The sequence below is a fragment of the Alteraurantiacibacter lauratis genome (assembly GCF_037154155.1).
Classification (GTDB): Bacteria; Pseudomonadota; Alphaproteobacteria; order Sphingomonadales; family Sphingomonadaceae; genus Alteraurantiacibacter; species Alteraurantiacibacter lauratis.
On sequence record NZ_JBANRN010000003.1, the window covers coordinates 245,408 to 269,554 of the forward strand.

The following is a 24,147-nucleotide window of genomic DNA, read 5'->3' on the forward strand; positions in this document are numbered from 1 at the left end:
AAGCTACTGATTGGCCGCCGGAAAGACGCCGGACCAGAAGACCAGAAAGGTTCAGGACGACCTCATGCCTTCCCCTTTGAAGAGAGCAATCATTACTGGCGTCACCGGACAGGACGGCGCTTATCTTTCCAAGCTGCTGCTGGAAAAGGGATATGAGGTGCACGGCGTGAAGCGGCGTTCGTCCAGCTTCAATACCGGCCGAATCGAGGACATCTACCAGGATCCGCATGTCGATAACCGCCGGTTTCACCTGCATTACGGCGATCTGACCGATTCCACCAATCTCATCCGCATCGTGCAGGAAGTGCAGCCGACCGAAATCTACAATCTGGCAGCGCAGAGCCATGTCGCGGTGAGTTTCGAAACGCCCGAATACACCGCCAATGCCGATGCCATCGGCACGCTGCGTCTGCTGGAGGCGATCCGCATTCTGGGGCTCGAAAAGACCTGCCGCTTTTACCAGGCCTCGACCTCGGAATTGTATGGCCTCGTGCAAGAAGTGCCGCAGCGCGAGACAACGCCCTTCTATCCGCGTTCGCCCTATGCCGCGGCCAAGCTCTATGGCTACTGGATCACGGTAAATTACCGCGAGGCATATGGGATGCATGCCAGCAACGGCATTCTGTTCAACCATGAAAGCCCGCTGCGCGGCGAAACGTTCGTCACCCGCAAGATCACCCGCGCCGCCGCTGCCATTTCGCTGGGCCGGCAGGATCGGCTCTATCTCGGCAATCTCGACGCCCAGCGCGACTGGGGCCATGCCGAGGAATATGTGCGCGGCATGTGGCTGATGTTGCAGCAGGACGAGCCCGACGATTACGTGCTCGCCACGGGCGAGACCACCTATGTGCGCGATTTCGTGCGCTGGGCGTTCGAGGATGCGGGCATCCCGATCGAGTTCCGTGGCGAGGGCGTGGACGAGAAAGGCTATGCCCTGTCCGATGGGCGCGTGCTGGTGGAAGTTGACCCGCGCTATTTCCGCCCGACCGAAGTCGACCTGCTAATCGGCGATCCGTCCAAGGCGCACCAGAAGCTGGGCTGGCGGCACGAAACCCCGGTGCGGGAACTGGCGCGCGAAATGGTGTTGGCTGACCTCGAAGTGATGCGCAACGAGCCGATTGCCGGGTTTGACTGATGGCCTACGACCTTTCGGGCAAGCGCATCTATGTCTGCGGCCACAAGGGCATGGTCGGATCGGCCATTGTGCGCCGGCTGGCGGGCGAGGGATGCGAAGTGCTCACCTCCGAACGCAGCGTGGATTTGCGCGAACAGGCGCTGGTGCGCGAATGGTTTGCCGCCAACCGGCCCGATGCGGTGATCGTGGCTGCGGCAAAGGTGGGCGGCATCCTGGCGAACGACACCTATCCGGCCGAATTTCTCTACGACAACCTCATGATCGAGGCCAATGTGATCGAGGCGGCGCGGCAGGTCGGGGTGGAGAAGCTGCTGTTTCTCGGCTCGTCATGCATCTACCCCAAGCTCGCCCCGCAACCGATCCCCGAAGACGCGCTGCTCACCGGCCCGCTGGAACCCACGAACGAATGGTATGCGATCGCCAAGATCGCCGGGATCAAGCTGTGCCAGGCCTACCGCCGGCAATATGGCTGCGACTATATCAGCGCCATGCCGACCAACCTCTATGGCCCCGGCGACAATTTCGATCTCAATTCCAGCCACGTCCTTCCCGCCTTGATCCGCAAGGCGCACGAGGCAAAGCTGGCTGGCGCGCCTTCCATCGAGATCTGGGGCACCGGCACGCCGCGCCGCGAATTCCTGCATGTGGACGATCTGGCAGATGGCTGCATCTTCCTGCTGAAAAACTATTCGGGCGAAAGCCATGTCAATCTCGGTTCGGGTACCGATCTGCCGATTATCGAGCTGGCGCAGATGGTCTGCGAGGTGGTCGGCTTTGCCGGTTCGATCACCAAGGATGAAAGCAAGCCCGATGGCACGCCGCGCAAATTAATGAGCGGCGACATGATCGCCGCGATGGGCTGGCGCCCGCGCATTGCTCTGCGCGACGGGATCGCCGATGCCTACCGGGCTTATCTTTCTACGCTGAATTAGCGGTCAGAGCTGCTTTTTCCGGCAAACGCCCTGCCCTTCGATCAGAAAGCCCGGTCGTGCACCAGCACCTTTACCGTGGCGAAGATGATCTTGATATCGCCCCACAGGCTCCAGCTGTTCAGATATTCCATATCGGCGCGCAGCCGGTCGGTCAGATCGCGCTCGGTATCGGTGGCGCCGCGAAGACCGCGCACCTGCGCAAGGCCGGTAATGCCGGGGCGCAGGCAATGGCGTTGCCAGTATTTACGGTCCACCTGCCAGAACATCTTCTCGCCCGCCTGCGAACCCAGCGCGTGCGGGCGCGGGCCGACAATGCTCATCTCGCCGGCGATTACGTTGAAAAGCTGCGGCAATTCATCAAGGCTGGTCTTGCGCAGGAAACGGCCCACGCGGATGACGCGGTCATCATCCTTTGATGCAGACCGGCGACCTGCCGCATCCGTCTTTTCCACGCGCATGCTGCGGAACTTGTAGATATCGAAAAAGCGGTTGCCGCGCCCCATGCGCCGCTGGCGGAAGAAGACCGGGCCCTGATCATCGAGCTTGATCGCGAGGGCGCACAGCGCCAGCACGGGCGACAGGACGGCGAGCGCAGCCAAGGCAACAACCAGATCGAACAGCCGCTTTACTATGCGCGAACGCAGGCTGAGATGCCCGCGCGACACGACCAGAGCGGTCACATCGGCACCGGGGTGACGCGCAATTGCCAGCGCACCGATCTGGTGCGCGAACTCGCTGATTACTTCGCCGTGCAGGCCCGAACCGCGCAGCACCTCTGACCAGGCAAGCCGATCTTCCTCTGCGCAGCTGACAATGACCATGTCCATATTGCGCAGATACTTGGAGAGCCGATCGAGCGCGAGCGGATCGTCGAGATCAGGTCGCAGGCCATGCTCGGCCGCATTGACGCGGTAAAGATCGGGAATGGTCACGGCGGGGCCGCCGGCGTCAATCAAGAGACGGTTGGTCGCGCTGGGACCCCATTGCGAAATCACATAGCGCGCCACGGCATAACGCAGAAGAACAATGCCAAGCGCCGCGATGCCAAGACCTGCGATCACTACCACGCGGGAAAATTCGGCATTCGCCTTGGCAAAGAAGGCGAAGAAATTGAACATCAGCGCCGAAATCGCCAGCGCTGCCAGCGCACGCCCTGCCGCCATGCGCCACTGGGTCAATCCGTCGCGCGAATAGGTGGCGTTATAAAAGGCAATGGTCTGAAACAGCGGCAGGGTCAGATAAGCTGGCAGCATTTCTTCGTGCTTGAATTGCACGGGCGAATACAAAGCAATGACCAAGGCGAAACTGCCAAGCAGCACCACGACATCCGCCAGCACCATCACCATGTAAAGCTGAAGCCGCCGCCGTTCGAGCGACAGCGCAAGACCTTGTGAAGGAGCGCGAGGATAACGGGGCGCGGGGATATTCGGATCAGCAAGCGCAAGGCTTGAATCCGGCGAATCGACATTTCGTAAAGGTACGGCAGTCAATTCCATTGCTGTGACAATACCCCCAAGTCACCTGAACTAGGTATTTGTCCATATACCCAATTCACTCTTTTGCAACCAGCCGATATTGCATTTGCGAAGACGGTGTCTCAGCAGGGGACGCATTTCCTGCACGGTTCACCTTGGTCCGGTACCCTGAGGGCCTGACAGCGCCGGACCAAATTGGAACAGGCCCGGATCACGAATCGGCGGGAAAGGCCGAAGGTTGCGGCTTCAGCTCTTTTTATGCGCCGCGAACCGCGCAATTCCGGCAAGCGATTGCGCCAGGATCGTTTCGGCTGCCTGGCTGTTCGCCAGCACGGCGCGGTGCAGATCAGCCAGCCGCGTGATCAGCCGGTCCAGCTTGGGCGCGGGCCAGCGCGGCAGCATCGCCTCCATCGCCTTGCGGTTGCCGAACACCCTTTGCTGATTCATCAGCGTTGCCAGATCCATTCCCGGCCGGCGCCGCGCGACCAAGCCCGCCATCTGGGCGGCGCGACGTTCCAGTGCCAGCACCACGCCCAGCGGATTGATACCCACTTCGCGCATCCGCCCAATTTCGGCTGGCACGCGGGCGAGATGGCCGCACAGGACGGCGTCCACCAGCGGATCATAATCGGCATCCTCGCGCACCGCCAGGATGGCGTCGAGATCGCAATCCTCCACCTGCCGCACCGCCAGCGGCGACGCATCAAGATACAGCGCCAGCTTGTCGATTTCGCTTTGCGCAAGCCGGAGATCCATGTCGGCCGCCTGCGCGATCCGTTCGGCAATCTGCGTCCCGCCGCGAAGGCCCGCCGCGCCCATCATGGTGAGGGCGGCGGAGACCACGTCATTGGGTTCGGGCGGATAGAACATCGCCACCAGCGCATCGCGCCGGTCGATCAGCAGCTTTGCGGTGCGCGATTTATCGGTGGCCGAGGTGGCGATGACAAAGACTGGGCAGGCGCCCTTCGCCTCACCCAGATCGGCCATTTCCACGAAGGTTTCGACCGCCTTGGCGGCCTCTTCGCCCGCCACGCGAGCCACGATGTGCCGCGCCCCGCCGAACAGCGAGGTGGATCGCGCCTCGTCGAGCAATCGCGCAGGATCGGCCTTCAGATCAGCACCTGAAAGCTCCACCCGCTCGCCGGCATCGGGCAGCAGGCTGATGGCGCTGGCAAGCGCAGCCGAAGCGCCGCCTTCATCCGGCCCGCAGAAAAACCAGAGCGCGATATCGCTTGCAGAGCGGCGCGCGACCGAGGTGAAATTGGCCTGTGTCGCCTTCATCGTTGCGAGAGGGTAAGCGTCAGGCGCGAGACAATGCGGTCAGCCACCTGGTGCGCCAGATTTTCCAGTGCGGTCTGTTCTGCCGCAATCGTGGCGAATTCGGAACTCACCACATCAATCCCCGCATCAGACCCTGCGGTGGCGTCGAGCACAATTTCGCCGCTCGCCAGATCGACCAGCTGATAGCGCGCGCGCAAGGTGCGCCTTTCGCGCCCGATCGTATCGTCGGTCAGCAGGCCCAGCCCTTCGAGCTGGTCGTCGAGCAGCACGTCGAGCCGGTATTGCGGATTGCTTGCCGCCGCCCCGCCGTGGCCCAGCCGGTCGTTCAGTGCGTTGCGCACCAGAAAGCCCTCGCGCCCCTGAATCGGCGCGACTTCGACAGAGCCCAGCCCCTGTGCCAATGCCCCGCTGGCCCCGCCGGCATAAACGGGCCTCAGGCCGCAGGCGGGCAGCGTGGCAAGCAGGCCGGCCGCCAGCGCAAGGCGGGCTGCCTTCATCATGTGACGATATTCACCAGCCGGTCGGGCACCACGATCACCTTTTTCACGGCAGCGCCATTGATCGAACGCTGCACCTTCTCGCTGGCGAGCGCAAGCGCCTCCAGCTGATCCTTGGGCAGGCCCTTGGCCACGGTGATGGTGTCGCGCAGCTTGCCCATGTGCTGCACCGCCACAGTCACTTCGTCATCGACCAATAGCGCAGGATCGACAGCGGGCCACGCCGCATTGGCAATAAGGCCGGTGCCACCCAGCCCCTTTTCATTCAGCGCGGCCCATGCCTCTTCGGCCAGATGCGGCATCATCGGGGAGACGAGCAGCAGGATGCCCCGGATCGCTTCGTTGCGGTCAGCCGAAGGGGCGGCCTTTTCAATGGCCGACGTGAGTTCGTAGATCCGCGCGACGGCCTTGTTGAAGCTGAGCGCCTCGATATCGGCGGCCACCGCCGCCACGCTCTGATGCAGTTTGCGGCGCAGCGCCTTGTCTTCGCCGCTTGCCGCCGCATCATATTGCCCGAACAGCCGCCACAAGCGCTGCACGAAGCGCGCGCAGCCTTCGATTCCCGCCTCGGACCAAGGCAGGTCGCGTTCGGGCGGGCTGTCGGACAGCATGAACCAGCGCACCGCATCCGCGCCGTAATCGGCAATGATGTCTTCCGGGTCGACGACGTTCTTCTTCGACTTGGACATCTTGATGACCTTGCCGATCTGCACCGGCAAGCCATCGGCCTTGAGCACCGCGCCCTCGCTGCTGCGCTCGACTTCGGCAGGGCTGAAATAGATCTCGCGCACCCCGTCCTTGCGGCTGTAGGTCTCGTGCGTGACCATGCCTTGCGTGAACAGCGAAGCGAAGGGCTCCTTCACCTCGACCGCGCCGATATGCGCCAGCGCCCGCGTCCAGAAGCGGGCATAGAGCAGGTGCAGGATCGCGTGCTCGATCCCTCCGATATATTGCTCCACCGGCAGCCATTGCGCCACTTCGGCGGCGTCAAACGGCTTGTCCGCCGGCTGGCTGGCAAAGCGCAGGAAATACCAGCTCGAATTGACGAAGGTGTCGAGCGTATCGGTCTCGCGCCGCGCCGGTTTGCCGCATTGCGGGCAATCGACATGCTTCCAGGTGGGATGCCGGTCGAGCGGGTTGCCGGGGACCGAAAAGTCCACATCTTCTGGCAGCTTTACCGGCAACTGATCCTTGGGCACCGGGACCACGCCGCAGGCCTCGCAATGGATGAAGGGTATCGGCGTGCCCCAATAGCGCTGGCGCGAGACACCCCAGTCGCGCAGGCGCCACACGGTCTTGCCCTGCCCACGCCCTTCGCCCTCGATCCGGCGGATCACTTCGGCCTTGGCCTGCGCAACGGTGAGGCCGTTCAGGAAATCCGAATTGACGCAGATGCCATCGCCCGTCTCGGCCTCGGTCAGGGGTGCATCGGCCTGATCGGCGCTGGCGGCGATCACACGGGTGATCGGCAGGCCATATTTGCTGGCGAATTCGAAATCGCGCTGGTCGTGCCCCGGCACCGCCATCACCGCGCCGGTACCATATTCCATCAGCACGAAATTGGCGATGTAAACCGGCAAGGCCGCGCCGGTGAAAGGATGCGCGGCGGTGATGCCGGTATCGAAGCCCAGCTTTTCCGCCGTTTCGAGCTCGGCCGCGGTGGTGCCGCCCTTCTTGCATTGCTCGATGAAAGCGGCAGCGCCCGCATTGCTTGCCGCGACGTCCTGCGCCAGCGGATGATCTGCCGCCACCGCCACAAAACTCGCGCCGAAGATCGTGTCCGGCCGCGTGGTATAGACCGGCAGGCTTGCCCCGTTTGACAGGTCGAAGGAAAACTCCAGGCCGGTGCTTTTGCCGATCCAGTTCTCCTGCATCACGCGAACCTTTTCGGGCCAGCCTTCCAGCGTAGACAACCCGTCCAGCAAATCCTGCGCAAAATGGGTGATCTTCAGGAACCACTGGTTGAGCTTGCGCTTTTCCACCAGCGCGCCCGAACGCCAGCCGCGCCCGTCCACGACCTGTTCGTTGGCAAGCACGGTCTGATCAACCGGATCCCAGTTCACCGCGCTTTCGCGGCGATAGACGAGGCCTGCGGCATACAGATCGAGGAACAGCGCCTGTTCGTGCCCGTAATAGCTGGCATCGCAGGTGGCGATTTCGCGGCTCCAGTCGAGCGCGAAGCCCAGCTGCCGCAATTGCCGCTTCATCGTGGCGATGTTGTCGTACGTCCAGCCGGCGGGGTGGACGCCCTTTTCCATCGCCGCGTTTTCCGCGGGCATCCCGAAGGCATCCCAGCCCATCGGATGCAGAACTTCAAAGCCGTTCAGCTTCTTGTAGCGCGCCAGCACATCGCCCATCGTGTAATTGCGCACATGGCCGATATGGATGCGCCCCGATGGATAGGGGAACATCTCCAGCACATAGCTTTTGGGCTTGGTGCTGGCGGAATCGGCCTCGAAACAACGGGCCTCGTCCCAGGCGGCTTGCCAACGGGCATCGGCCTGCCCGGCATCAAACCGGACATCGAAACGCGGATCGGTCATGGCAATATCTTCAGGCTAGAAGGATCAGCCGATGGCCGAGCGACGCAGATCGCGCGCCTTGGTCAGGATGATGTCTTCCAGCCGCTGCACGGTGGCAGCCTGCACCGGCGCATCCACCCAGACGCCATCCTGCAAAATCTGGCGGCTGGCGCCAACCCGCACCGCATCGGCGCGCAGTTCGGCATCAAGGATCGAGACCGATACCTTGACCCGTTCGTTCGGGCTGGACGGATTGGCATACCAGTCGGTCACGATCACGCCGCCAGCGCTGTCAGCCTGCGTCAGCGGCATGAACGCGAGCGTTTCGAGGCTGGCACGCCAGAGATAGGAATTGACCCCGATATTGGTCACCTGCGCCGCGGCCAGATCCGCGACCGGGCGACGATCGCCGCCCCCGCAGGCGGCAAGGCCCAGCACGGCACCGCCCAGTACGACCGCGCGTAAGGCGCCTCGTGCCGAAAAAATGCCGTTCACACCCGTATGTCTGCTGGAAATGGCCATGCGTAATCCCGTAATTGTCCAAAGCGGCGCGCAAAAGCACCCAGAACGCCTCTATAGCCCTCCAGCGCTGCGCGGCAAGGCGCAGTGCGCGTAACGGTGGGAATCTCCCGTCCGGGCGTGAACCCGCGCTGAACTGGTCGCTGCCGCCCGGCCTATCGGAACCGCGCACGCCGCGTTTTGTTGACTGGATGCAACACACGGCAAAAAGCGCGCGATGCGGCGTTTTGCCCTCTGGCCTTTGTAGGGCGGCGGGCCTACGCAAATAGTCGGAGGAATAGCCGGATTCGATTCGGCATGGCTAAGCCTGCGTTCAGGCAAGCCCATGCAGAATGTCTGGCCAGAGGGATGAGCAGGCGCCAAGTTGTGAACAGGACAGCCACCACCAACCATAAGGGCCGATTGATTGCCGCTGCGGCAATATGCGCCTTGGTGGGCGCGCTTCCCAGTGCGGTGATGGCCGTTGGCATGCTGAATGGCGGTGCGTCCGGCGTGGCCACGCCGGGAACGATGGCTTCCTTTACTCCGGCGGATGCCGATCCTGCGCTTACCCGCATGATCGAATCGCGCAGCGTGGGCAGTGGGCGCATGATGCGTTTCACCCCTGCAGGTGCCATCAACGCCCCGGCAGACCGCACCGTGACCGTGGTGGTCCGCGTGGATGGCGAGGCGGCACGCGCCATTTCGGTGCGCAATGCCATCGGCGCCGTGCGGGCCGAAACCCTGGCCGAAGCCGAAAGCGCGATCACGCCCACCCGCTATAATCTTGGCCTTGCCCGCGGCTACCGCAGCTTTGCCCAGGCGCCTGCTTTGTCGCAGCCGCTTTCGGACGCCTCGATCCCCGATCTGTCCACCTATGCCCCCGCTGCGCGCAGCGAGGAGCCGAGCCGGTTTGCCGCTCGTGTCGCGATCGAGGAAGATCGCCGCGCTGCCCCCGTTGCCCCGCAAACGCTTGAATCGCTTGCGGATCAGCGAATCGATGTGGCGGGCAGCTACCGCCTCACGCGCAATCTGGATGTGCGCGCCGGCGTGCGTTACGAACAGGATCGCAACCGCATCGCGCCCGTCCCCAATGTGGACCAGCAGGATAGCCAGGCGGTTTACGTGGGCACGCGTTTCCGCTTCTGATCGCGCGCCCCGGTGCGCCGCCAGTGAAGGAACCCCGCCCCGGCGGGGTTTTTTCTTGCCCGATTCGCGCGCGGCCCTAGGAAAAAGCCTGGGCAAGGGTCGCATCTGATTCGAAAGGGCAAAACCACATGGCACGTGTCGCAATCGTCAGCGGCGGAACAAGGGGCATTGGCCGCGCAATTTGCGAAGCACTGAAGGCCGATGGGATGACCGTAGTGGCCAATTACGCAGGCAATGCGGAAAAGGCGCGCGCCTTTACCGAGGAAACGGGCATCCCCGCCTATCAGTGGGACGTGGGCGATCACGAAGCGACGCTCGCCGGATGTGCCCGCGTGGCCGAAGAGGTTGGCCCGGTGGACGTGCTGGTGAACAATGCCGGCATCACCCGCGACGGCACGCTGCTCAAGATGAGCTATGACGACTGGGCCGATGTGCTCAAGATCAATCTGGGCGGGTGCTTCAACATGGCGAAGGCCTGTTTCCCGCATATGCGCGACCAGAAATGGGGACGCATCATCAATATCGGGTCGATCAACGGGCAGGCCGGGCAATATGGCCAGGTCAACTATGCCGCCGCCAAGAGCGGGATCCACGGCTTCACCAAGGCGCTGGCGCAGGAAGGCGCGCGGTTTGGCGTGACAGTCAACGCGATTGCGCCGGGCTACATCGACACCGACATGGTGGCCGCCGTTCCGGAAAACGTGCTGGAAAAGATTGTCGCCCGCATCCCAGTGGGCCGTCTGGGCCATGCCGACGAAATCGCCCGCGGCGTGTCGTTCCTTGCCTCGGAAGAGGCTGGCTTCATCACAGGCTCCACCCTGTCGATCAATGGCGGGCAGCATATGTATTGAGCGACGGCGTGCCCCCTGTTTCGCACTCGCAAAGGGCTGTATGCCCGGCACAATGAACAGCCTTCCCACCCAGATCACGCTTCGCCTGCGCCTGCGCGCGCTGCTTGAAACCCGGCGTTTCGAACATGCGATCACCGCCGTAATCGTGGTCAACGCCGTCGCCTTGGGGCTGGAAACATCGCCCGCGATGATGGCGCGCTTCGGCGGCGCGATCGTGGCGGTTGATCGGATCGCGATTGCCATTTTCGTCGCCGAACTGGCGATCAAGCTGTTTGTCTACCGGCAGGCATTCTTCCGCAATGGCTGGAACATCTTCGATTTCGTTATCGTGGGCGTCGCGCTGGTCCCGGCCTCGCAGCAATTCGGGGTGCTGCGCGCCTTGCGCATCCTGCGCGCGCTGCGGCTGGTTTCGGTGGTGCCGTCGATGCGCAAGGTGATTGTCGGCCTGTTCAGCGCCATTCCCAGTATCGGCACGGTGATCGTGATGCTGGGCCTGCTGTTTTACATCAGCGCGGTGATGGCTACCAAGTTGTTTGGCCCGACCTTCCCCGAATGGTTCGGCAGCTTTGGTGCCTCGCTCTATTCGCTGTTTCAGATCATGACGCTGGAAAGCTGGTCGATGGGGATTGTGCGGCCGGTGATGGAGGAGCACCCGCTGGCGTGGACATTCTTCGTGCCCTTCATCCTGGTCACAAGCTTCATCGTACTCAATCTGTTTATCGGGGTGATCGTGAACGCCATGTCCGAAGCGGCGGGGGAAGAAGCGCATAGCGAGCGCGAGCAAATCCTGCGCGAATTGCGCGCCTTGGCGGACGAGGTGCGGGCGCTGCGCGAAACGGCGGGCAAATCCGTTTGACATACCCGTCGACGCCCTACCACCCACCGGTCAAGCGGTCGGTAGAAATCGCCGGGCACAAGACATCGGTGAGCCTTGAACCCCTGTTCTGGGAGGCGCTGCGCCAAGCGGCCCACAGCGAGGGCCTTCCGATCAATACCCTGGTCGCACAAATCGATGCGCAGCGCATTGCCGCACCGATACCGCCCGGATTGGCCAGCGCGATCCGCCTGTGGCTGGCGGCGCGCTGGCTGGCAAACGAGGGCGAATGTGGCGGCGATCAGTAGGTCGAGGGCGGATCGCTGGCGGGAAAGCTCTCGTCAATCCGCTGGTCCACCTTCGACCAGCCCTGCTGCGGAGGATTGGTCATTGCTTCCGGCCCGGCATCACGCACCGTCGCGCCGGCCGGCTTCGCGTGCTGCTTGTTGGCAAGGTAATATTTGTAGGCGGCATAGCCTGCTGCGCCCAAAAGGGCTGTCTTGATCAGTGTCATAGGACTTGTCCTTTCTGCCTCTACAACCCACAAGATGGGCAAGGGGTTCCGCCAGCGCGGATCAAAACGGCGCTTGGTTGCCCCGGCCGGACGCAGACAAGCCGTCAGCTTGCCAGTGGCCTTTTGAACAGGATTTTGGATGACCGAGAAGAAGCCGATCCGCAAAGCCGTGTTCCCCGTCGCCGGGCTGGGCACGCGTTTCCTGCCCGCGACCAAGGCGATACCCAAGGAATTGCTTCCCATCGTGGACCGTCCGCTGATCCAGTATGCGGTGGACGAAGCGCGCGAGGCGGGGATCGAGCAGATCATCTTCGTCACCGGGCGCGGCAAGACCGCGATCGTCGAACATTTCGACATCGCCTACGAGCTGGAAACCACCATGGCCGAACGCGGCAAGTCGCTCGATGTGCTGGAGCCGACACGTGCCACGCCGGGCGATATCATTACCGTGCGCCAACAGGTGCCGCTGGGGTTGGGCCATGCGATCTGGTGCGCGCGCGCGATCGTGGGGGACGAGCCGTTTGCCATTCTGCTTCCCGACGAACTGATGGTCGGCCAGCCGGGCTGCATGGCGCAAATGGTGGAAGCGTATAACGACGTGGGCGGCAACCTGATCTCGGTGCTCGAAGTGCCGTGGGAGGAGGTGTCCAGCTATGGCGTGGTCGATCCGGGCGAAAGCACAGGCGCGCTGACCGAAGTCAAGGGCCTGGTCGAGAAGCCGCCGCGCGAGCACGCGCCCTCGAACAAGATCATATCGGGCCGCTACATCCTGCAACCGGAAGTGATGCGCACGCTGGAAAGCCAGGGCAAGGGGGCGGGCGGGGAAATCCAGCTGACCGATGCCATGGCGCGGATGATCGGCCACCAGCCATTCCATGCGGTCACTTTTGCCGGGCGGCGGTTCGATTGCGGCAGCAAGACAGGGTTCGTCGAAGCCACGCTGGCGCTGGCGCTCGAACGCGAGGACATGGGCGCCGAGGTGCGGCGTATTGCCGAGCGGCTGCTGAAGGCCTGAGCGGGCCGATTACGCATAGCAAAAGGCGGCAGTTGACCTGCCGCCTTTTGCTATGCGCCGGTGCTGCCGCGCTGGGCCTCAGTCGCCGCCGCGCCCGCCTTCGCCGCGGCGCAGCTCGGCATATTGCGGCATCATGTAGGGGGTGGGATCGACCGCCACATTGTCCACGCGCACTTCGTAATGCAGATGCGGCCCGGTGGAGCGGCCAGTTGACCCGACATAGCCGATCAGATCGCCCTTGCGCACCATGTCGCCATCGCTAACGGTGTAGGCGGAAAGGTGGGCATAGCGGGTTTGCAGCGAACCGCCATGTTCGATCTGCACATAATTGCCGTAGGAGCTGTACCACTGCGCCATGCTCACCCGGCCATCGGCGGTGGCATAGACCGGCGTGCCGGTGGGCGCGGCAAGATCGATGCCGTTATGCTGGCGGCGGCCGCCCAGCACCGGATGCGTGCGCATACCGTAGGAGCTGGTGAGCGTCATATTGTCGAGCGGCGCGCGCGAGGGGATTGATACGCCGAGTCGCGGAGCGGCGATGATCGTGCCGCTGGTGGTGACCTGTCCGCCATTGGCAAGTTCGCCCCAGCTGGCGAACAGATCGCCAAATTCCTGATCGGGGCTGGCAGAGATGCCGGTATCGGCAGCTTCGATGGCGGCGGAAATGCTGGCGGAAGCGGGGACCAGCGCGTCATTTGCGAATGCCGGCGTTGCACCAAGCGTCAGCGCGGCGGCAAAGCCAAGTATCGATTTGATGATCATGCGATCCCTTTGATTTCCTTGGCCTTGCGGCAACCCGTCAACTGTGCCGAACCCCCCAGTCCGGCCGCTTTACCCGCTTGGGGAACTTTTCCCTTGCTGGCGTGTTGCAAGGGTTAAGGGGTCAAAGGTTAATCAGGCAAGCGCGGTGTAGGCATCGCGCGACAAACCGCCTGCGAGACGCGCTGAGTCGTTGAACGGAGGCTTAACTGCCCCCGAAAAATGCTGTTGGACGAGCGCAATCCAGCTTTCATCGACCGGTTTCCCGCGTTTTTCGCAGATTCTGCCGAAATGGCTTGATCCGGCGCGCACATGGCGGATTTCGTCGTCAAGGATTCGTTCGAGAATGCGTGCGCCGCGTTCATCGCCTGCCGCGCGCACGCGGGCCAGGGTTGAAGGCGTCACATCGAGTGCGCGCGCTTCGAGCACCATCGGCACCACTGCCAGCCGCGCCGCAACATCGCCGCTGGTATCCTGCGCCGCGCTCCACAAACCGTCATGCACCGGCAGGTCGCCATAGTGCACCCCCATCTCGCGCAGATGCCGTGCGATCAGGGTAAAGTGCATCGCCTCGTCCGCGGCCACGCCCAGAAAGTCCGCGATGAAACTCTCGTCCATCTGCGCGCCGAAACGCCCCACCATGTCGAGAGCGAGATCGATCGCCACGAATTCGATATGCGCCAGCGCGTGCCACAGCGCGGCGCGGTTGCGGTGCGAGCCGCCGCGCCCGCGCTTGGGCATTTGCGACGCCGGCGCAATGTGCAGATGCGCCGGCCATTCCGGGCGATCGGGCATGGTCGCGGCAAAGCCGGTGGGCAAGGTGCCGCGCCGCCACGCCCGCACAAGCGAGCGGGTGGCGCGCACCTTCGCCGGTGCGTCTGCTGTCAGCAGCGCGGCGCGAATGGCGTGAGAGAGGTCGGCCAATTGGTTACAGCGCGCGGGCCGCCTCAAGCACTTCGGCCGCGTGGCCCTTCACCTTCACCTTGCGCCAGATGCGGGCGATCCTGCCCGATGCATCCACGAGAAAAGTGCTGCGCTCCATCCCCATATAGGTTTTCCCATACATGCTTTTTTCGGTCCACACGCCCAGCGCATCGGACAGCCCGCCTTCCAGCGGATCGGAGGCCAGCGGCGCGGTGAGCGCGTGCTTGGCGGCAAACTTGGCGTGCTTGGCGGGGGGATCCTTGCTGACGCCCAGCAGCGCCGTGCCCGCCGCCTCGAAATCGGCCTTGAGCGCGGAAAAGTCGATATTCTCGGTCGTGCAGCCGGGCGTGTCGTCCTTGGGATAGAAGTAGATTACCAGCTTTTGCCCGGCAAAGTCGGACGGCTTCACCGTGCCGCCGTCGGGGGTTTCCAGCGCGATATCGGGGATGGAATCGCCCACATCGGGAAAAGTGCTCATGATCCGTCAACCTCCAGTGTCTCGCCAAAATGCACGGCCCATTCGGCCGCAATCGCTTGCCGCGCGGATGTGATCGCCGCAAGCAGGCCGGGGTAATCCGCCTGCCCGCAGGCCCGCGCCAACGCAATACGGGCAGCGGGGGGTGGTTCCTTTGCATCGGGCGCCAGCAGGCGGCTGGATATGAGCACGCGGGCCAGCGTGGAAAAATGCGCGCCGAAATCATCCGGCAGCAGGCCTGCCTCGATCAGCCCGGCAATCGCCACATCCACGCCGGACGCCAGCCCCTTGTGATCGCGCAGCTGCAGATAATGCACAAGGAATTCGCAGTCGACCAACCCGCCGCGCAGCAGTTTGACATCCAGCGGCCCCTTTGCCTGCTTGTGGCGTGCCATTTCGCTGCGCATGGCGAGCACATCGGCTTTGAGCTTTGCCGGATCGCGCGGGGTTTCGAGCACGCTGCGAATTATTTCCGTCAGCTCTGCCCGTGCCTTGGGTGAACCGTAAAGCGGGCGCGCGCGGCACAGCGCCATATGCTCCCACGTCCAGGCATCTTCGCGCTGGTATTGGGCAAAACTTTCGAGGCTGACGGCGAGCGGCCCCTGATTGCCCTGCGGCCTGAGGCGCGTATCCACTTCATACAGCGCACCTTCTGCCGTGGGGACAGACAGCGCGGCGGTGACGCGCGTCGCCAGCCGGTTGAAATAGAGCGAGGTGGTGAGCGGGCGCGGCCCGTCGGATTCGCTGCCGATCTCGCCGCCGGCAAACAGATAGACCAGGTCAAGGTCGGAGGCATGAGTCAACGCCCCGCCGCCCAGCCGGCCCAGACCCAGCACGACGAGTTCAGCGCCCGCAAGGCGCCCGTGTTTCGCCGCGAACTCCTCGACTGCCGCGTCCGCGCCAACCTGCAAGGCGGCTTCGGCCACCCGGCACAGCCCTTCGGCGATTTCGAGCGGGTCGTGCCGCGCTTCGATCAGCTGCACGCCAAGGGCAAAGCGCGCATCGCCCACCACCTGCCGGATGTGGTCGAGCCGCTTTTCGTAATCGCGGTCCTCACACGCTGCCATGCGCCCGGCGAGTTCGGGCACATCGCCGGGAAGATCGAGCGCCGTCGAATCGATCAGCGCGTCGAGCAGCTCCACCCGCCGGGCCAGCGCATCGGCCAACGGCGGGGCCAGCGTGATGATGCGCAACACTTGCTCAAGCAGGCCGGGGCGCTGTTCAAACAGACGAAAAAGGTTAATTGCAGTTGGCAAATGTGCCAGAAGGGTTTCCCATCGTGCCATGGCGCGTTCCGGATCGCTCGCGCCGGCAAAGGCTTCGGCAAGGTCGGGCAGGATCGCATCGAGCGCGAGGCGCGCCTCTGCCCCGCGAAGGGCGCGGATATTGTCCTTCCACCCTTCCACCCGCTCGGCAAAGGCATCGGGCAATCCCGACGCGGCGCGCACGGGTGCCGAGGCGGCCTCGGCATCCTCGCCCAGCAGCGTGTCATAGCGCGCAGCCACCGCGCCGCAGACCTCGCGCAAATCCGCCAGCAGCGCCGCGCCATCGGGCAGGCCATCGAGCCGCGCGACATTGTCCAGCGCGTCTGCCGTATCGGGCAGGCTGTGCGTTTGCCGGTCGGCCACCATCTGCAGGCGATGCTCCACTACGCGGAGCCGGTCATAGGCATCGCCCAGCACGCGCGCATCCTCGGCCGCGATGATCCCCTCGGCCGCCAGCGCATCGAGCGCGGCGCGCGTGCCCTTCTGCCTGACCGAAGTCAGCCTCCCGCCATAGATAAGCTGGTGCGTCTGCGCGAAAAACTCCACCTCGCGAATCCCCCCGCGCCCGCGTTTTACGTCAAAGCCCGGCCCCGGTTCGGTCGGGCCGCGATAGGCGCGGCGGATGCGGCTGGTCAGGCGGCGGATTTCCTCGATCGCGGTGAAATCCAGATTGCGCCGCCACACGAAGGGGCGCAGCTGCTCCAGAAAGCGCTCGCCCGCCGCGACATCGCCGCCCGCCGCGCGCGCGCGGATAAAGGCGGCGCGCTCCCACGCCAGCGCGCTGCTTTCGTAATGCGTCATCGCCGCGCCGAACGATATCGCCAGCGGGCTGACTTCGCTGGCCGGGCGCAGCCGCAGATCGACGCGAAAGACATAACCGTCCGCCGTCTGCTGGCTGAGCATTTCGACCAGCCAGCGCGCATAACGCTGCGCCGCTTCGCCCGGATCATCGCCCGCACGGCGCGGCAGCGTGTCGGGATCGTAGAGCAGGATGGGGTCGATGTCGGAGGAGTAGTTCAGTTCGCCCGCCCCGTGCTTTCCCAGCGCGATGGCGGTGAAGCCTTGCGCATCTGCATCCGCTACGCGGCGGGCGATCGCGGCCCTTATCGCCCGGTCGAGCGCGCGGTCAGCCAGCGAGGACAGCTCCGCCATCACGCGGGCCAGCGGGAAATGCCCCGCCAGATCGCCCACGCCCAGCACCAGCGCCAGACCCAGCCGTTCGCGCCGCAGGGCGCGGGAAACTTCCGGGCCGCCCTCGCCCAAGGCCAGCGTTGCAGCCAGCGCCTCGTCCGCGCGGCCCTGCGCCAGCATCTCGGCCAGGTCGGGCAGGCGTTGGAGAGCGAGCGTAAGGAAAGGCGAATGCGCCCGCACCCGCGTCAGCGCAAAGTCCCAATCGGGAGCGATATCAGAGATGGCTCCACTTCCCATGCCGCCTTCCCTGCCGCCAATCGGTCGTCAGGGCAAGCTTGCCCCCCGCTCTTTCCTTTGCCAGAGCATAGGCGATGCGCTCAGCCCTTGTCCTTGCCATCGCCGGCTCCCTCGCCCTTGCCGGTTGCGCCACCACCGGTGCGCCTTCGCCTGTTGCCTCAAGCGGCGAGATTCCGCTCGAACGCTGGCAGGACTTGTCGCGCACACTTGCCTCCGACGGGTTTGAGGGCCGCGCGCCGGGAACGCCGGGCGAGGAGCTGACGCTGGCCGCGCTGGCGGACGCCTTTGCCACGGCGGGCCTTCAGCCGGGCAATAATGGCAGTTGGTTCCAGGATGTGCCGCTGGTGGAGATCACCGGGCACAGCCATGCGCCCTTGGTGGTGCGCGGGGCAAGCGGTCCCGCCATCGCGCTGGCCTTTTCCGACGACTGGGCGGGCGTCACCTACCGCGAGGCGTCGGAAATCACGCTGCCCGCCAGCGAAATCGTGTTTGTCGGCTATGGCATCAACGCGCCCGAAAAGGGCTGGAACGATTACGCCGGCGTGGACATGAGGGGCAACATCGCGCTCATTCTGGTGAACGATCCCGATTACGCCTCCGAAACGCTCGACGGGCCGTTTGGCGGGCGCGCGATGACCTATTACGGCCGCTGGACCTACAAGTTCGAGGAAGCCGCAAGGCAAGGTGCCGCCGCCGCGCTGATCGTGCATGACACCTTCCCCGCCTCCTACGGCTGGAACGTGGTGCAATCGGGCTGGACCGGGCCGCAATCGCGCGCCCGCACGGCGGATGGCGGGGCGGGCGAGGCGTTGCTCAACGGCTGGGTACAGCTGGAGGCTGCGCGACGCATCATCGCGGCGGCAGGGCAGGATCCGGACGCGCTGATCGAGGCCGCGCGCCAGCCTGGTTTCCGCGCCGTGCCGCTGGGCCTGACCGGCGCAACCAGCTTTGCCAACACGATCCGCCCCTATGCCAGCCGCAATGTGATCGGCATCCTGCCGGGGCGCGAACGGCCGCAGGAATATGTGCTGCACACCGCGCATTGGGACCATATGGGTCGCTGCCCCGCCAATGCGGCAGGCGACGATATCTGCAACGGCGCGATCGACAACGCCGTGGGCACTGCCGCTCTCGCCGCGCTGGCAGAGGCGCATGTGAAAGCCGGGCCGACGCGGCGCACACAGGTCTTTCTGGCGGTGACGGCGGAGGAGGCCGGGCTGCTTGGTTCCGAATATTACGGCGCAAACCCCGTGTTCCCGCTGGAGCAGACGGCGGGCGGCCTCAATATCGATGCGCTTTTCGTTTCGGGCGAAGCACGCGATGTGATCGCCATTGGTGCAGGCAAGAGCGACCTGGACGATTACCTCAGCCAGGCACTCGCCACACAAGGCCGCCGCCTCTCGCCCGACACCGCCCCGCAGGCGGGGCGCTATTACCGCTCCGACCATTTCAGCCTCGCCAAGCGCGGCGTGCCGATGCTCTATCTCAAATCGGGCATTGACCTGATCGACGGGGGCGAGGAAGCGGGCCTTGCCTGGGGCCGAGGTTATGACGCGGTCTATCACGGCCCGGATGACGAGTTTGACGAGAACTGGGATTGGCGCGGCGCGATGCGCGATCTCCAGCTCTATTTCACGCTGGGCCGGATGCTGGGCGACAGCGCCGACTGGCCCAATTGGCGCGCGGGCGACGAGTTCCGCCAGGTGCGCGATGCCGCCTGCGCCGCGGCAAGACAGGGATGCTGACAATGACTTACCGTATGCCCGCCGAATGGGCCGAACAGGAATGGATCTGGATCGGCTTTCCCGCCGCGGCCGATCTGTGGGTGGAAGACCTCGAACCGGCGCAGCAACAGGTCGCGGCCTTTGCCAATGCGATTGCTGAAACCGGGCAGCAGGTGCGACTGGTGGTGCGCGATGACATGGCCGAGGCGCAGGCGCGCGTGCTGGTGTTGCCGCAGGTGGTGATCGAGCAGCATCCCTATGGTGACATCTGGATCCGCGACACGGGGCCACTGGTGCTGCTCAACGAAGCGGGTGAGCGCGCCGCGCAGCGGTTTGGGTTCAACGGCTGGGGCGGGAAATATCTGCTCGATGGCGATGCGGAAACCGGCGCCTCGCTGGTGGCGGCAGGCGCTCTCGATGATCTGGGACAGGCGGACTGGGTGCTCGAAGGCGGCGCGGTGGACTCCGACGGCACCGGCCTTGTGGTGACAACCGCGCAATGCCTGCTCAACCCCAACCGCAACCCGCAGCTGACCAAGGCGGAGATCGCCGAGCGGCTGGAGCGCGACCTTGGCTTTTCCCGCATCCTCTGGCTGGGCAACGGCCTGCTGGGTGACCATACCGATGGCCATGTCGACAATCTGGCGCGCTTTGTCGCGCCGGGGCGTATTGCCATTCCCGAAGGTGCGGGCGAAGATGACCCCAACACCGCCACTTATGACGATGCCGCGCAGCGCGCCGCCGCCTTTGGCCTTGACGTGGTGCGCGTCCCCTCCCCCGGCCTGTTTGGCGCAAGCGACGATGCCGAACCCGCCAGCTACATGAACTTCGTGATCGCCAACCATGTTGTGGTGGTGCCGATCTACGGCGCGGAAAATGACGCGGCGGCGGTGGAAGCCATCGGCGCGCTGTTTCCGGGGCGGAAAGCGGTGGGGCTGATGGCGGACGCCGTGCTGACCGGCGGCGGCAGCTTCCACTGTTGCAGCCAGCACGTGCCGCTGGCGCTGTAATGACACCCAGATCGCGTTAACACTTTGTTAGGGATTTGGGCGGAAAACGGGTGATATGCGCAACGCCATCGCCCTCACCCGCCGCTATGCCGCCGATCCCGCAGACGCGCTGCGCAGCGCGATTGTGCTCGCCTGCGCGGCGGCGCTTATCCTTGCCGGGTCAGCACTGCCTTTCTGATACGAAGCTGTCGAAGTTGACAGCGTGACGATGGCGCTCTTGCGGGATTAACCTCGCCTTATCAGATGTTTATGCGTCTTCGGCAAAGTTGACATTTTGCAGCGGCAAATCGCATTCCAGCGTGATTTCGACAATCAGAAGAGCAAGGGCGGCGGTGCCACAGCGCACTTGCTGTAGGACAGCCCGCCTTTGCCGCCCGCCATCACCGCAAATCAGGCGGCGTTGCCTCAGCCGCGATCAACGCCACCGCTTCGTCGAGGCTCATCACCTTCTGATGTTCCGCGCCCAAAGTGCGCAGGGCAATCGTGCCCTCTTCCGCCTCGCGTTTGCCGACCACCAGCAGGAACGGCACCTTGGCAAGGCTGTGTTCGCGCACCTTGTAATTGATCTTCTCGTTGCGCGTGTCGGTATCGACACGGATACCCGCCGCCGCCAGCTTTTCCGCAACTTGTGCCGCATAGCCATCGGCATCGGACACGATGGTCGCGACCACCGCCTGCGTGGGCGCAAGCCATGCGGGCAGACGGCCGGCGAAATGCTCGATCAGGATGCCGATGAACCGCTCATAACTTCCGAAGATCGCGCGGTGCAGCATCACCGGGCGGTGCTTCTCCCCGTCCTCGCCCACATAGACCGCATCAAGCCGTTCGGGCAGCACCCGGTCGGACTGGATCGTGCCCACTTGCCAGGTGCGGCCAATCGCATCGGTCAAATGCCATTCCAGCTTGGGGGCATAGAACGCGCCTTCGCCGGGCAGTTCTTCCCAGCCATATTCTTGCGTAGCCAGCCCTGCCGCGATCACCGCGTTGCGCAGTTCATCCTCGGCCTTGTCCCACATGGCATCGGTGCCGAAACGCTGCTGCGGCCGCAGCGCCAGCTTGATCGAATAGGTGAAGCCGAAGTCCTTGTAGACCCGGTCGGCCAGCTCGCAAAAGGCGCGCACCTCGCTCACGATCTGGTCTTCGCGGCAGAAGATATGCGCATCGTCCTGCGTGAACTGGCGCACGCGCATGAGGCCGTGCAGCGCGCCATGCGGTTCGTTGCGGTGGCAGCAGCCGTTTTCATACAGGCGCAGCGGCAGATCGCGGTAGCTGGTGATGCCCTGCTTGAAGATCAGCACATGCGCCGGGCAGTTCATGGGTTTGAGCGCCATCCATTGCGCTTCGCCAGAAATCACCGGGCCGTCATCCTCGGTATTGGGAACCTCGTCGGGGATGACGAACATGTTGGCGCGGTATTTGCCCCAGTGGCCGCTCTGTTCCCACTGGCGGGCGTCCATCACCTGCGGGGTTTTCACTTCTTGATAACCCGCCGCATCGATCGCGCGGCGCATATAGGCTTCGAGCGCGCGCCACACCTTGAAGCCGTTGGGATGCCAGAAAACCGATCCGTGCGCCTCTTCCTGCAAGTGGAACAGATCCATCTCGCGGCCCAGCTTGCGGTGGTCGCGCTTGGCGGCCTCCTCCAGCCGGGTAAGGTGCGCATCGAGCTGCTTCTTGTTGAGCCAGCCGGTGCCGTAGATACGCGTCAATTGCGCGTTCTTCTGGTCACCGCGCCAATATGCGCCCGCCACGCGCATCAGCTTGAACGCCTGCGGATCGAGCTTGCCCGTGCTCGGCAGGTGCGGGCCACGGCACATGTCGAGCCAGTCGCTGCCCGACCAGTATACCGTCAGCTCCTCGCCTTCGGGGAGTTCGGCGGCCCATTCGGCCTTGAAGGTCTCACCTTGCGCCGTCCAGCGGTCGATCAGCGCCTGCCGGCTCCACACCTCGCGCTTCAGCGGCTTGTCGGCGCGGATGATCTCGCGCATCTTCTCCTCGATCGCGGGCAGGTCTTCCATGCCAAACGGCGCGCGGCTGGCCGGGGCCATCACGTCGTAATAGAAGCCATCCTCGGTGGCGGGGCCAAAGGTGATCTGCGTGCCCGGCCACAAGGCCTGCACCGCCTCGGCCAGCACATGCGCGTAATCGTGCCTGACGAGTTCCAGCGCGTCTGCCTCGTCGCGCGCGGTAATCAGCGCCAGCTCGCAATCGCCATCGAACGGCCGGGTCAGGTCGCGCAATTCCCCGTCCACGCGTGCGGCCAGCGCGGCCTTGGCAAGGCCGGGGCCAATCGCGGCCGCAACGTCGGCCGGGGTCGAACCCGCCGGCATCTCGCGGGCGGAACCATCGGGCAGGCGGATCGTGAGCATTTCGGACACGGGAGGTAAACTTTCCTTGGGACAGGGGGCTGGCATTACGGGGAGGCCGCGCAGCCTGCAACCCCGGCAAATCCGCGCCGACCAAACCCTTTGCCGGACCAGCTATTTTTAAGTTCGCGTGACAGGCATCTGCGTCTAAGTAATCATGCTTAATTATGCAGCATCAAAATCTCTCCCCTCAGATCCAAGCTCGCCTGCGCGACCCGGCTTATCTCGATATGCATCTCGCTGCCGTCATGGCTATGCGCGAGGTCGGCAAAACCCCATGGTACGATGCCCACTTTCTCTGTTTTTACGAAGCGGCGAAAGTCTATCTGGCAAAGGTGCGCCCCGATGCGATCGACAGCTTTGTCGAGGGATTCGCGCCGCTGCACACGCCGCGCGACTTTCAGGTGCGCGAGGTAGAGGCGCTGTTCAGTGAGGCGGAGCTGGAGCCGATCCGAACAGTTGTGCGCGATTTGTCATCACGCGAGCTTGAGCGGCACGAACTTGAACATTTCGGCCGCCATGTCGTCCACGATCATCCCTATTTTGTCGATTTGCAGCTTCAATTGACCGCGCTGGTCAGCGAGCTTGCCGGGCAGGAACTCGAACCCGGCTACAATTTCCTCAGCCTTTACGGCAATATGGGGAGATGCGGGCTGCACATGGATCAGCCCGTTTCGATGTACACGCTCGACATCTGCATCGAGCAGGACGTCGAATGGCCGATCTGGTTCAGCGAGCTGGTGGACTGGCCCGACAGGGAAATCCTGGCTAATTTCGACGAGGAAGCGATAAAGCGCCAGCTCCGTTTCACACCCTATGTTCTCAAACCCGGCAATGCGATCCTGTTTTCGGGCAGCAGCCAATGGCATTACCGCGACGCCATGCCGCGGCCCGGTTTCTGCCACCTGCTGTTCTTTCACTATTTCCCCAAGGGCTGTCTTGATCTGGTCGAATCGAGTAACTGGCCTCGCCTGTTCGACATTCCGGAACTGGAAGCGCTGATCGATGTGTTCCGCCAGACCTATCCCGACGCGGTGGATTTCAAACCCTCTTTCGCCTGAAGCGCACGGCGGGTCATGACGACGTTCCGTCATTTCGCGTTCGCAGGCCAGCGCATCGCCTTTCGCCACACGCCCCGAACCAACGGCGGAACCGGCAGCGGCACCGACCCGGCCGTGGTCTTCCTGCCCGGCTACATGTCCGACATGGCGGGCGGGAAGGCGACCGCCGTGTTCGATTGGGCGCAAGCCACCGGGCGCGAGTGCCTGCTGCTCGACTATTCGGGCTGCGGGGAAAGTTCGGGCGATTTTGCTGATGGCACGCTCAGCCGCTGGCGGGACGAGGTGCTGGCGCTGATCGGCGCACAGGTGGCGGCGGACCGGGTGATCCTTGTCGGCTCCAGCATGGGCGGCTGGCTGATGCTGCTGGCAGGGCTAGGGTCTAAACCCAATCAGCCTCTTGAAATTCAGTGCGTGTATTGATTCAGAGTGTCTCCGCTGAAGCAGGAGACCTT

Annotated in this window: 22 protein-coding genes and 1 pseudogene; 12 read left to right on the forward strand and 11 right to left on the reverse strand. The window is 64.0% G+C overall.

The window, feature by feature from the left end; all coding sequences use genetic code 11:
- Positions 1-64 precede the first annotated feature (64 nt).
- Complete coding sequence (gmd, locus tag WFP39_RS04975) at positions 65-1,135, forward strand: GDP-mannose 4,6-dehydratase (RefSeq protein ID WP_377923229.1); 1,071 nt, start codon at positions 65-67, stop codon at positions 1,133-1,135.
- On the forward strand, positions 1,135-2,067 hold the full coding sequence (gene fcl, locus WFP39_RS04980; protein ID WP_336918050.1) for a GDP-L-fucose synthase: 933 nt from the start codon (positions 1,135-1,137) through the stop codon (positions 2,065-2,067). Before gmd ends, fcl begins: the two co-directional genes overlap by 1 nt.
- A 41-nt stretch (positions 2,068-2,108) precedes the next feature.
- On the opposite strand, the gene WFP39_RS04985 is transcribed toward fcl, so the two are convergent.
- From WFP39_RS04985 to WFP39_RS05005, 5 genes are all read right to left on the reverse strand, one after another.
- Positions 2,109-3,563: an exopolysaccharide biosynthesis polyprenyl glycosylphosphotransferase gene (locus WFP39_RS04985; RefSeq protein ID WP_336918051.1), complete on the reverse strand. Its 1,455-nt coding sequence runs from the start codon at positions 3,561-3,563 to the stop codon at positions 2,109-2,111.
- Between the two features lie 225 nt (positions 3,564-3,788).
- Positions 3,789-4,823 carry a DNA polymerase III subunit delta gene (gene holA / locus WFP39_RS04990; protein WP_336918052.1) on the reverse strand — a complete coding sequence of 345 codons (1,035 nt, stop codon included), beginning with the start codon at positions 4,821-4,823 and terminating at the stop codon, positions 3,789-3,791.
- Positions 4,820-5,320 carry an LPS assembly lipoprotein LptE gene (lptE, locus tag WFP39_RS04995; RefSeq protein ID WP_377923230.1) on the reverse strand — a complete coding sequence of 167 codons (501 nt, stop codon included), beginning with the start codon at positions 5,318-5,320 and terminating at the stop codon, positions 4,820-4,822. The genes holA and lptE overlap by 4 nt, the downstream gene beginning before the upstream one ends.
- Entirely contained in the window at positions 5,320-7,863 is a 2,544-nt protein-coding gene (gene leuS / locus WFP39_RS05000; protein ID WP_336918054.1) for a leucine--tRNA ligase, read from the reverse strand. Before leuS ends, lptE begins: the two co-directional genes overlap by 1 nt.
- A 24-nt stretch (positions 7,864-7,887) precedes the next feature.
- Positions 7,888-8,364, reverse strand: coding sequence for a DUF3576 domain-containing protein (locus tag WFP39_RS05005; protein WP_336918055.1), 477 nt, complete (start codon positions 8,362-8,364; stop codon positions 7,888-7,890).
- 363 nt (positions 8,365-8,727) lie between these two features.
- Here WFP39_RS05005 and WFP39_RS05010 point away from each other — a divergent pair, with 363 nt between their 5' ends.
- The 4 genes from WFP39_RS05010 to WFP39_RS05025 all read left to right on the forward strand — a co-directional run bounded on the left by WFP39_RS05010 (position 8,728) and on the right by WFP39_RS05025 (position 11,462).
- Positions 8,728-9,489, forward strand: a complete 762-nt coding sequence (locus WFP39_RS05010; RefSeq protein ID WP_336918056.1) for a hypothetical protein — start codon at positions 8,728-8,730, stop codon at positions 9,487-9,489.
- Between the two features lie 128 nt (positions 9,490-9,617).
- The gene (phbB, locus tag WFP39_RS05015) at positions 9,618-10,340 is read left to right on the forward strand and encodes an acetoacetyl-CoA reductase (protein WP_336918057.1); all 723 of its coding nucleotides are present in this window, start codon (positions 9,618-9,620) and stop codon (positions 10,338-10,340) included.
- A gap of 52 nt (positions 10,341-10,392) precedes the next feature.
- Positions 10,393-11,196, forward strand: coding sequence for an ion transporter (locus tag WFP39_RS05020; RefSeq protein WP_336918058.1), 804 nt, complete (start codon positions 10,393-10,395; stop codon positions 11,194-11,196).
- Positions 11,193-11,462 carry a ribbon-helix-helix domain-containing protein gene (locus tag WFP39_RS05025; protein WP_336918059.1) on the forward strand — a complete coding sequence of 90 codons (270 nt, stop codon included), beginning with the start codon at positions 11,193-11,195 and terminating at the stop codon, positions 11,460-11,462. The genes WFP39_RS05020 and WFP39_RS05025 overlap by 4 nt, the downstream gene beginning before the upstream one ends.
- Here WFP39_RS05025 and WFP39_RS05030 read toward each other — a convergent pair.
- The gene (locus tag WFP39_RS05030) at positions 11,456-11,668 is read right to left on the reverse strand and encodes a hypothetical protein (RefSeq protein ID WP_336918060.1); all 213 of its coding nucleotides are present in this window, start codon (positions 11,666-11,668) and stop codon (positions 11,456-11,458) included. The two genes, WFP39_RS05025 and WFP39_RS05030, sit on opposite strands and share 7 nt — an antisense overlap.
- A 139-nt stretch (positions 11,669-11,807) precedes the next feature.
- On the opposite strand from WFP39_RS05030, the gene galU reads away from it, so the two are divergent.
- Positions 11,808-12,683, forward strand: a complete 876-nt coding sequence (gene galU / locus WFP39_RS05035; protein ID WP_336918061.1) for a UTP--glucose-1-phosphate uridylyltransferase GalU — start codon at positions 11,808-11,810, stop codon at positions 12,681-12,683.
- A gap of 78 nt (positions 12,684-12,761) precedes the next feature.
- On the opposite strand, the gene WFP39_RS05040 is transcribed toward galU, so the two are convergent.
- The 4 genes from WFP39_RS05040 to glnE form a co-directional block, all read right to left on the reverse strand.
- Positions 12,762-13,445: a M23 family metallopeptidase gene (locus tag WFP39_RS05040; protein WP_336918062.1), complete on the reverse strand. Its 684-nt coding sequence runs from the start codon at positions 13,443-13,445 to the stop codon at positions 12,762-12,764.
- A 132-nt stretch (positions 13,446-13,577) separates the two neighbouring features.
- Positions 13,578-14,366, reverse strand: a complete 789-nt coding sequence (locus WFP39_RS05045) for a ferritin-like domain-containing protein (RefSeq protein WP_336918063.1) — start codon at positions 14,364-14,366, stop codon at positions 13,578-13,580.
- 4 nt (positions 14,367-14,370) lie between these two features.
- Positions 14,371-14,844 carry a peroxiredoxin gene (locus WFP39_RS05050; protein WP_336918064.1) on the reverse strand — a complete coding sequence of 158 codons (474 nt, stop codon included), beginning with the start codon at positions 14,842-14,844 and terminating at the stop codon, positions 14,371-14,373.
- The gene (gene glnE, locus WFP39_RS05055) at positions 14,841-17,534 is read right to left on the reverse strand and encodes a bifunctional [glutamate--ammonia ligase]-adenylyl-L-tyrosine phosphorylase/[glutamate--ammonia-ligase] adenylyltransferase (protein WP_336918066.1); all 2,694 of its coding nucleotides are present in this window, start codon (positions 17,532-17,534) and stop codon (positions 14,841-14,843) included. Before glnE ends, WFP39_RS05050 begins: the two co-directional genes overlap by 4 nt.
- 74 nt (positions 17,535-17,608) lie before the next feature.
- Here glnE and WFP39_RS05060 point away from each other — a divergent pair, with 74 nt between their 5' ends.
- From WFP39_RS05060 to WFP39_RS05070, 3 genes are read left to right on the forward strand one after another with little or no spacing between them, the layout of a single operon-like run.
- Entirely contained in the window at positions 17,609-19,279 is a 1,671-nt protein-coding gene (locus WFP39_RS05060; RefSeq protein ID WP_336918068.1) for a M28 family peptidase, read from the forward strand.
- 2 nt (positions 19,280-19,281) lie between these two features.
- The gene (locus WFP39_RS05065; protein WP_336918069.1) at positions 19,282-20,268 is read left to right on the forward strand and encodes an agmatine deiminase family protein; all 987 of its coding nucleotides are present in this window, start codon (positions 19,282-19,284) and stop codon (positions 20,266-20,268) included.
- Positions 20,269-20,323: 55 nt separating this feature from the next.
- Positions 20,324-20,446 carry a hypothetical protein gene (locus tag WFP39_RS05070; RefSeq protein ID WP_336918071.1) on the forward strand — a complete coding sequence of 41 codons (123 nt, stop codon included), beginning with the start codon at positions 20,324-20,326 and terminating at the stop codon, positions 20,444-20,446.
- Between the two features lie 202 nt (positions 20,447-20,648).
- Here the strand turns inward: WFP39_RS05070 and thrS are convergent, their stop codons facing one another.
- The gene (gene thrS / locus WFP39_RS05075) at positions 20,649-22,646 is read right to left on the reverse strand and encodes a threonine--tRNA ligase (protein ID WP_336918072.1); all 1,998 of its coding nucleotides are present in this window, start codon (positions 22,644-22,646) and stop codon (positions 20,649-20,651) included.
- 155 nt (positions 22,647-22,801) lie between these two features.
- On the opposite strand from thrS, the gene WFP39_RS05080 reads away from it, so the two are divergent.
- Positions 22,802-23,695, forward strand: a complete 894-nt coding sequence (locus tag WFP39_RS05080) for a hypothetical protein (protein ID WP_336918074.1) — start codon at positions 22,802-22,804, stop codon at positions 23,693-23,695.
- A gap of 15 nt (positions 23,696-23,710) precedes the next feature.
- Positions 23,711-24,070 (forward strand): annotated as a pseudogene (locus WFP39_RS05085) (alpha/beta fold hydrolase); the annotation flags it as partial.
- Between the last annotated feature and the right edge of the window lie 77 nt (positions 24,071-24,147).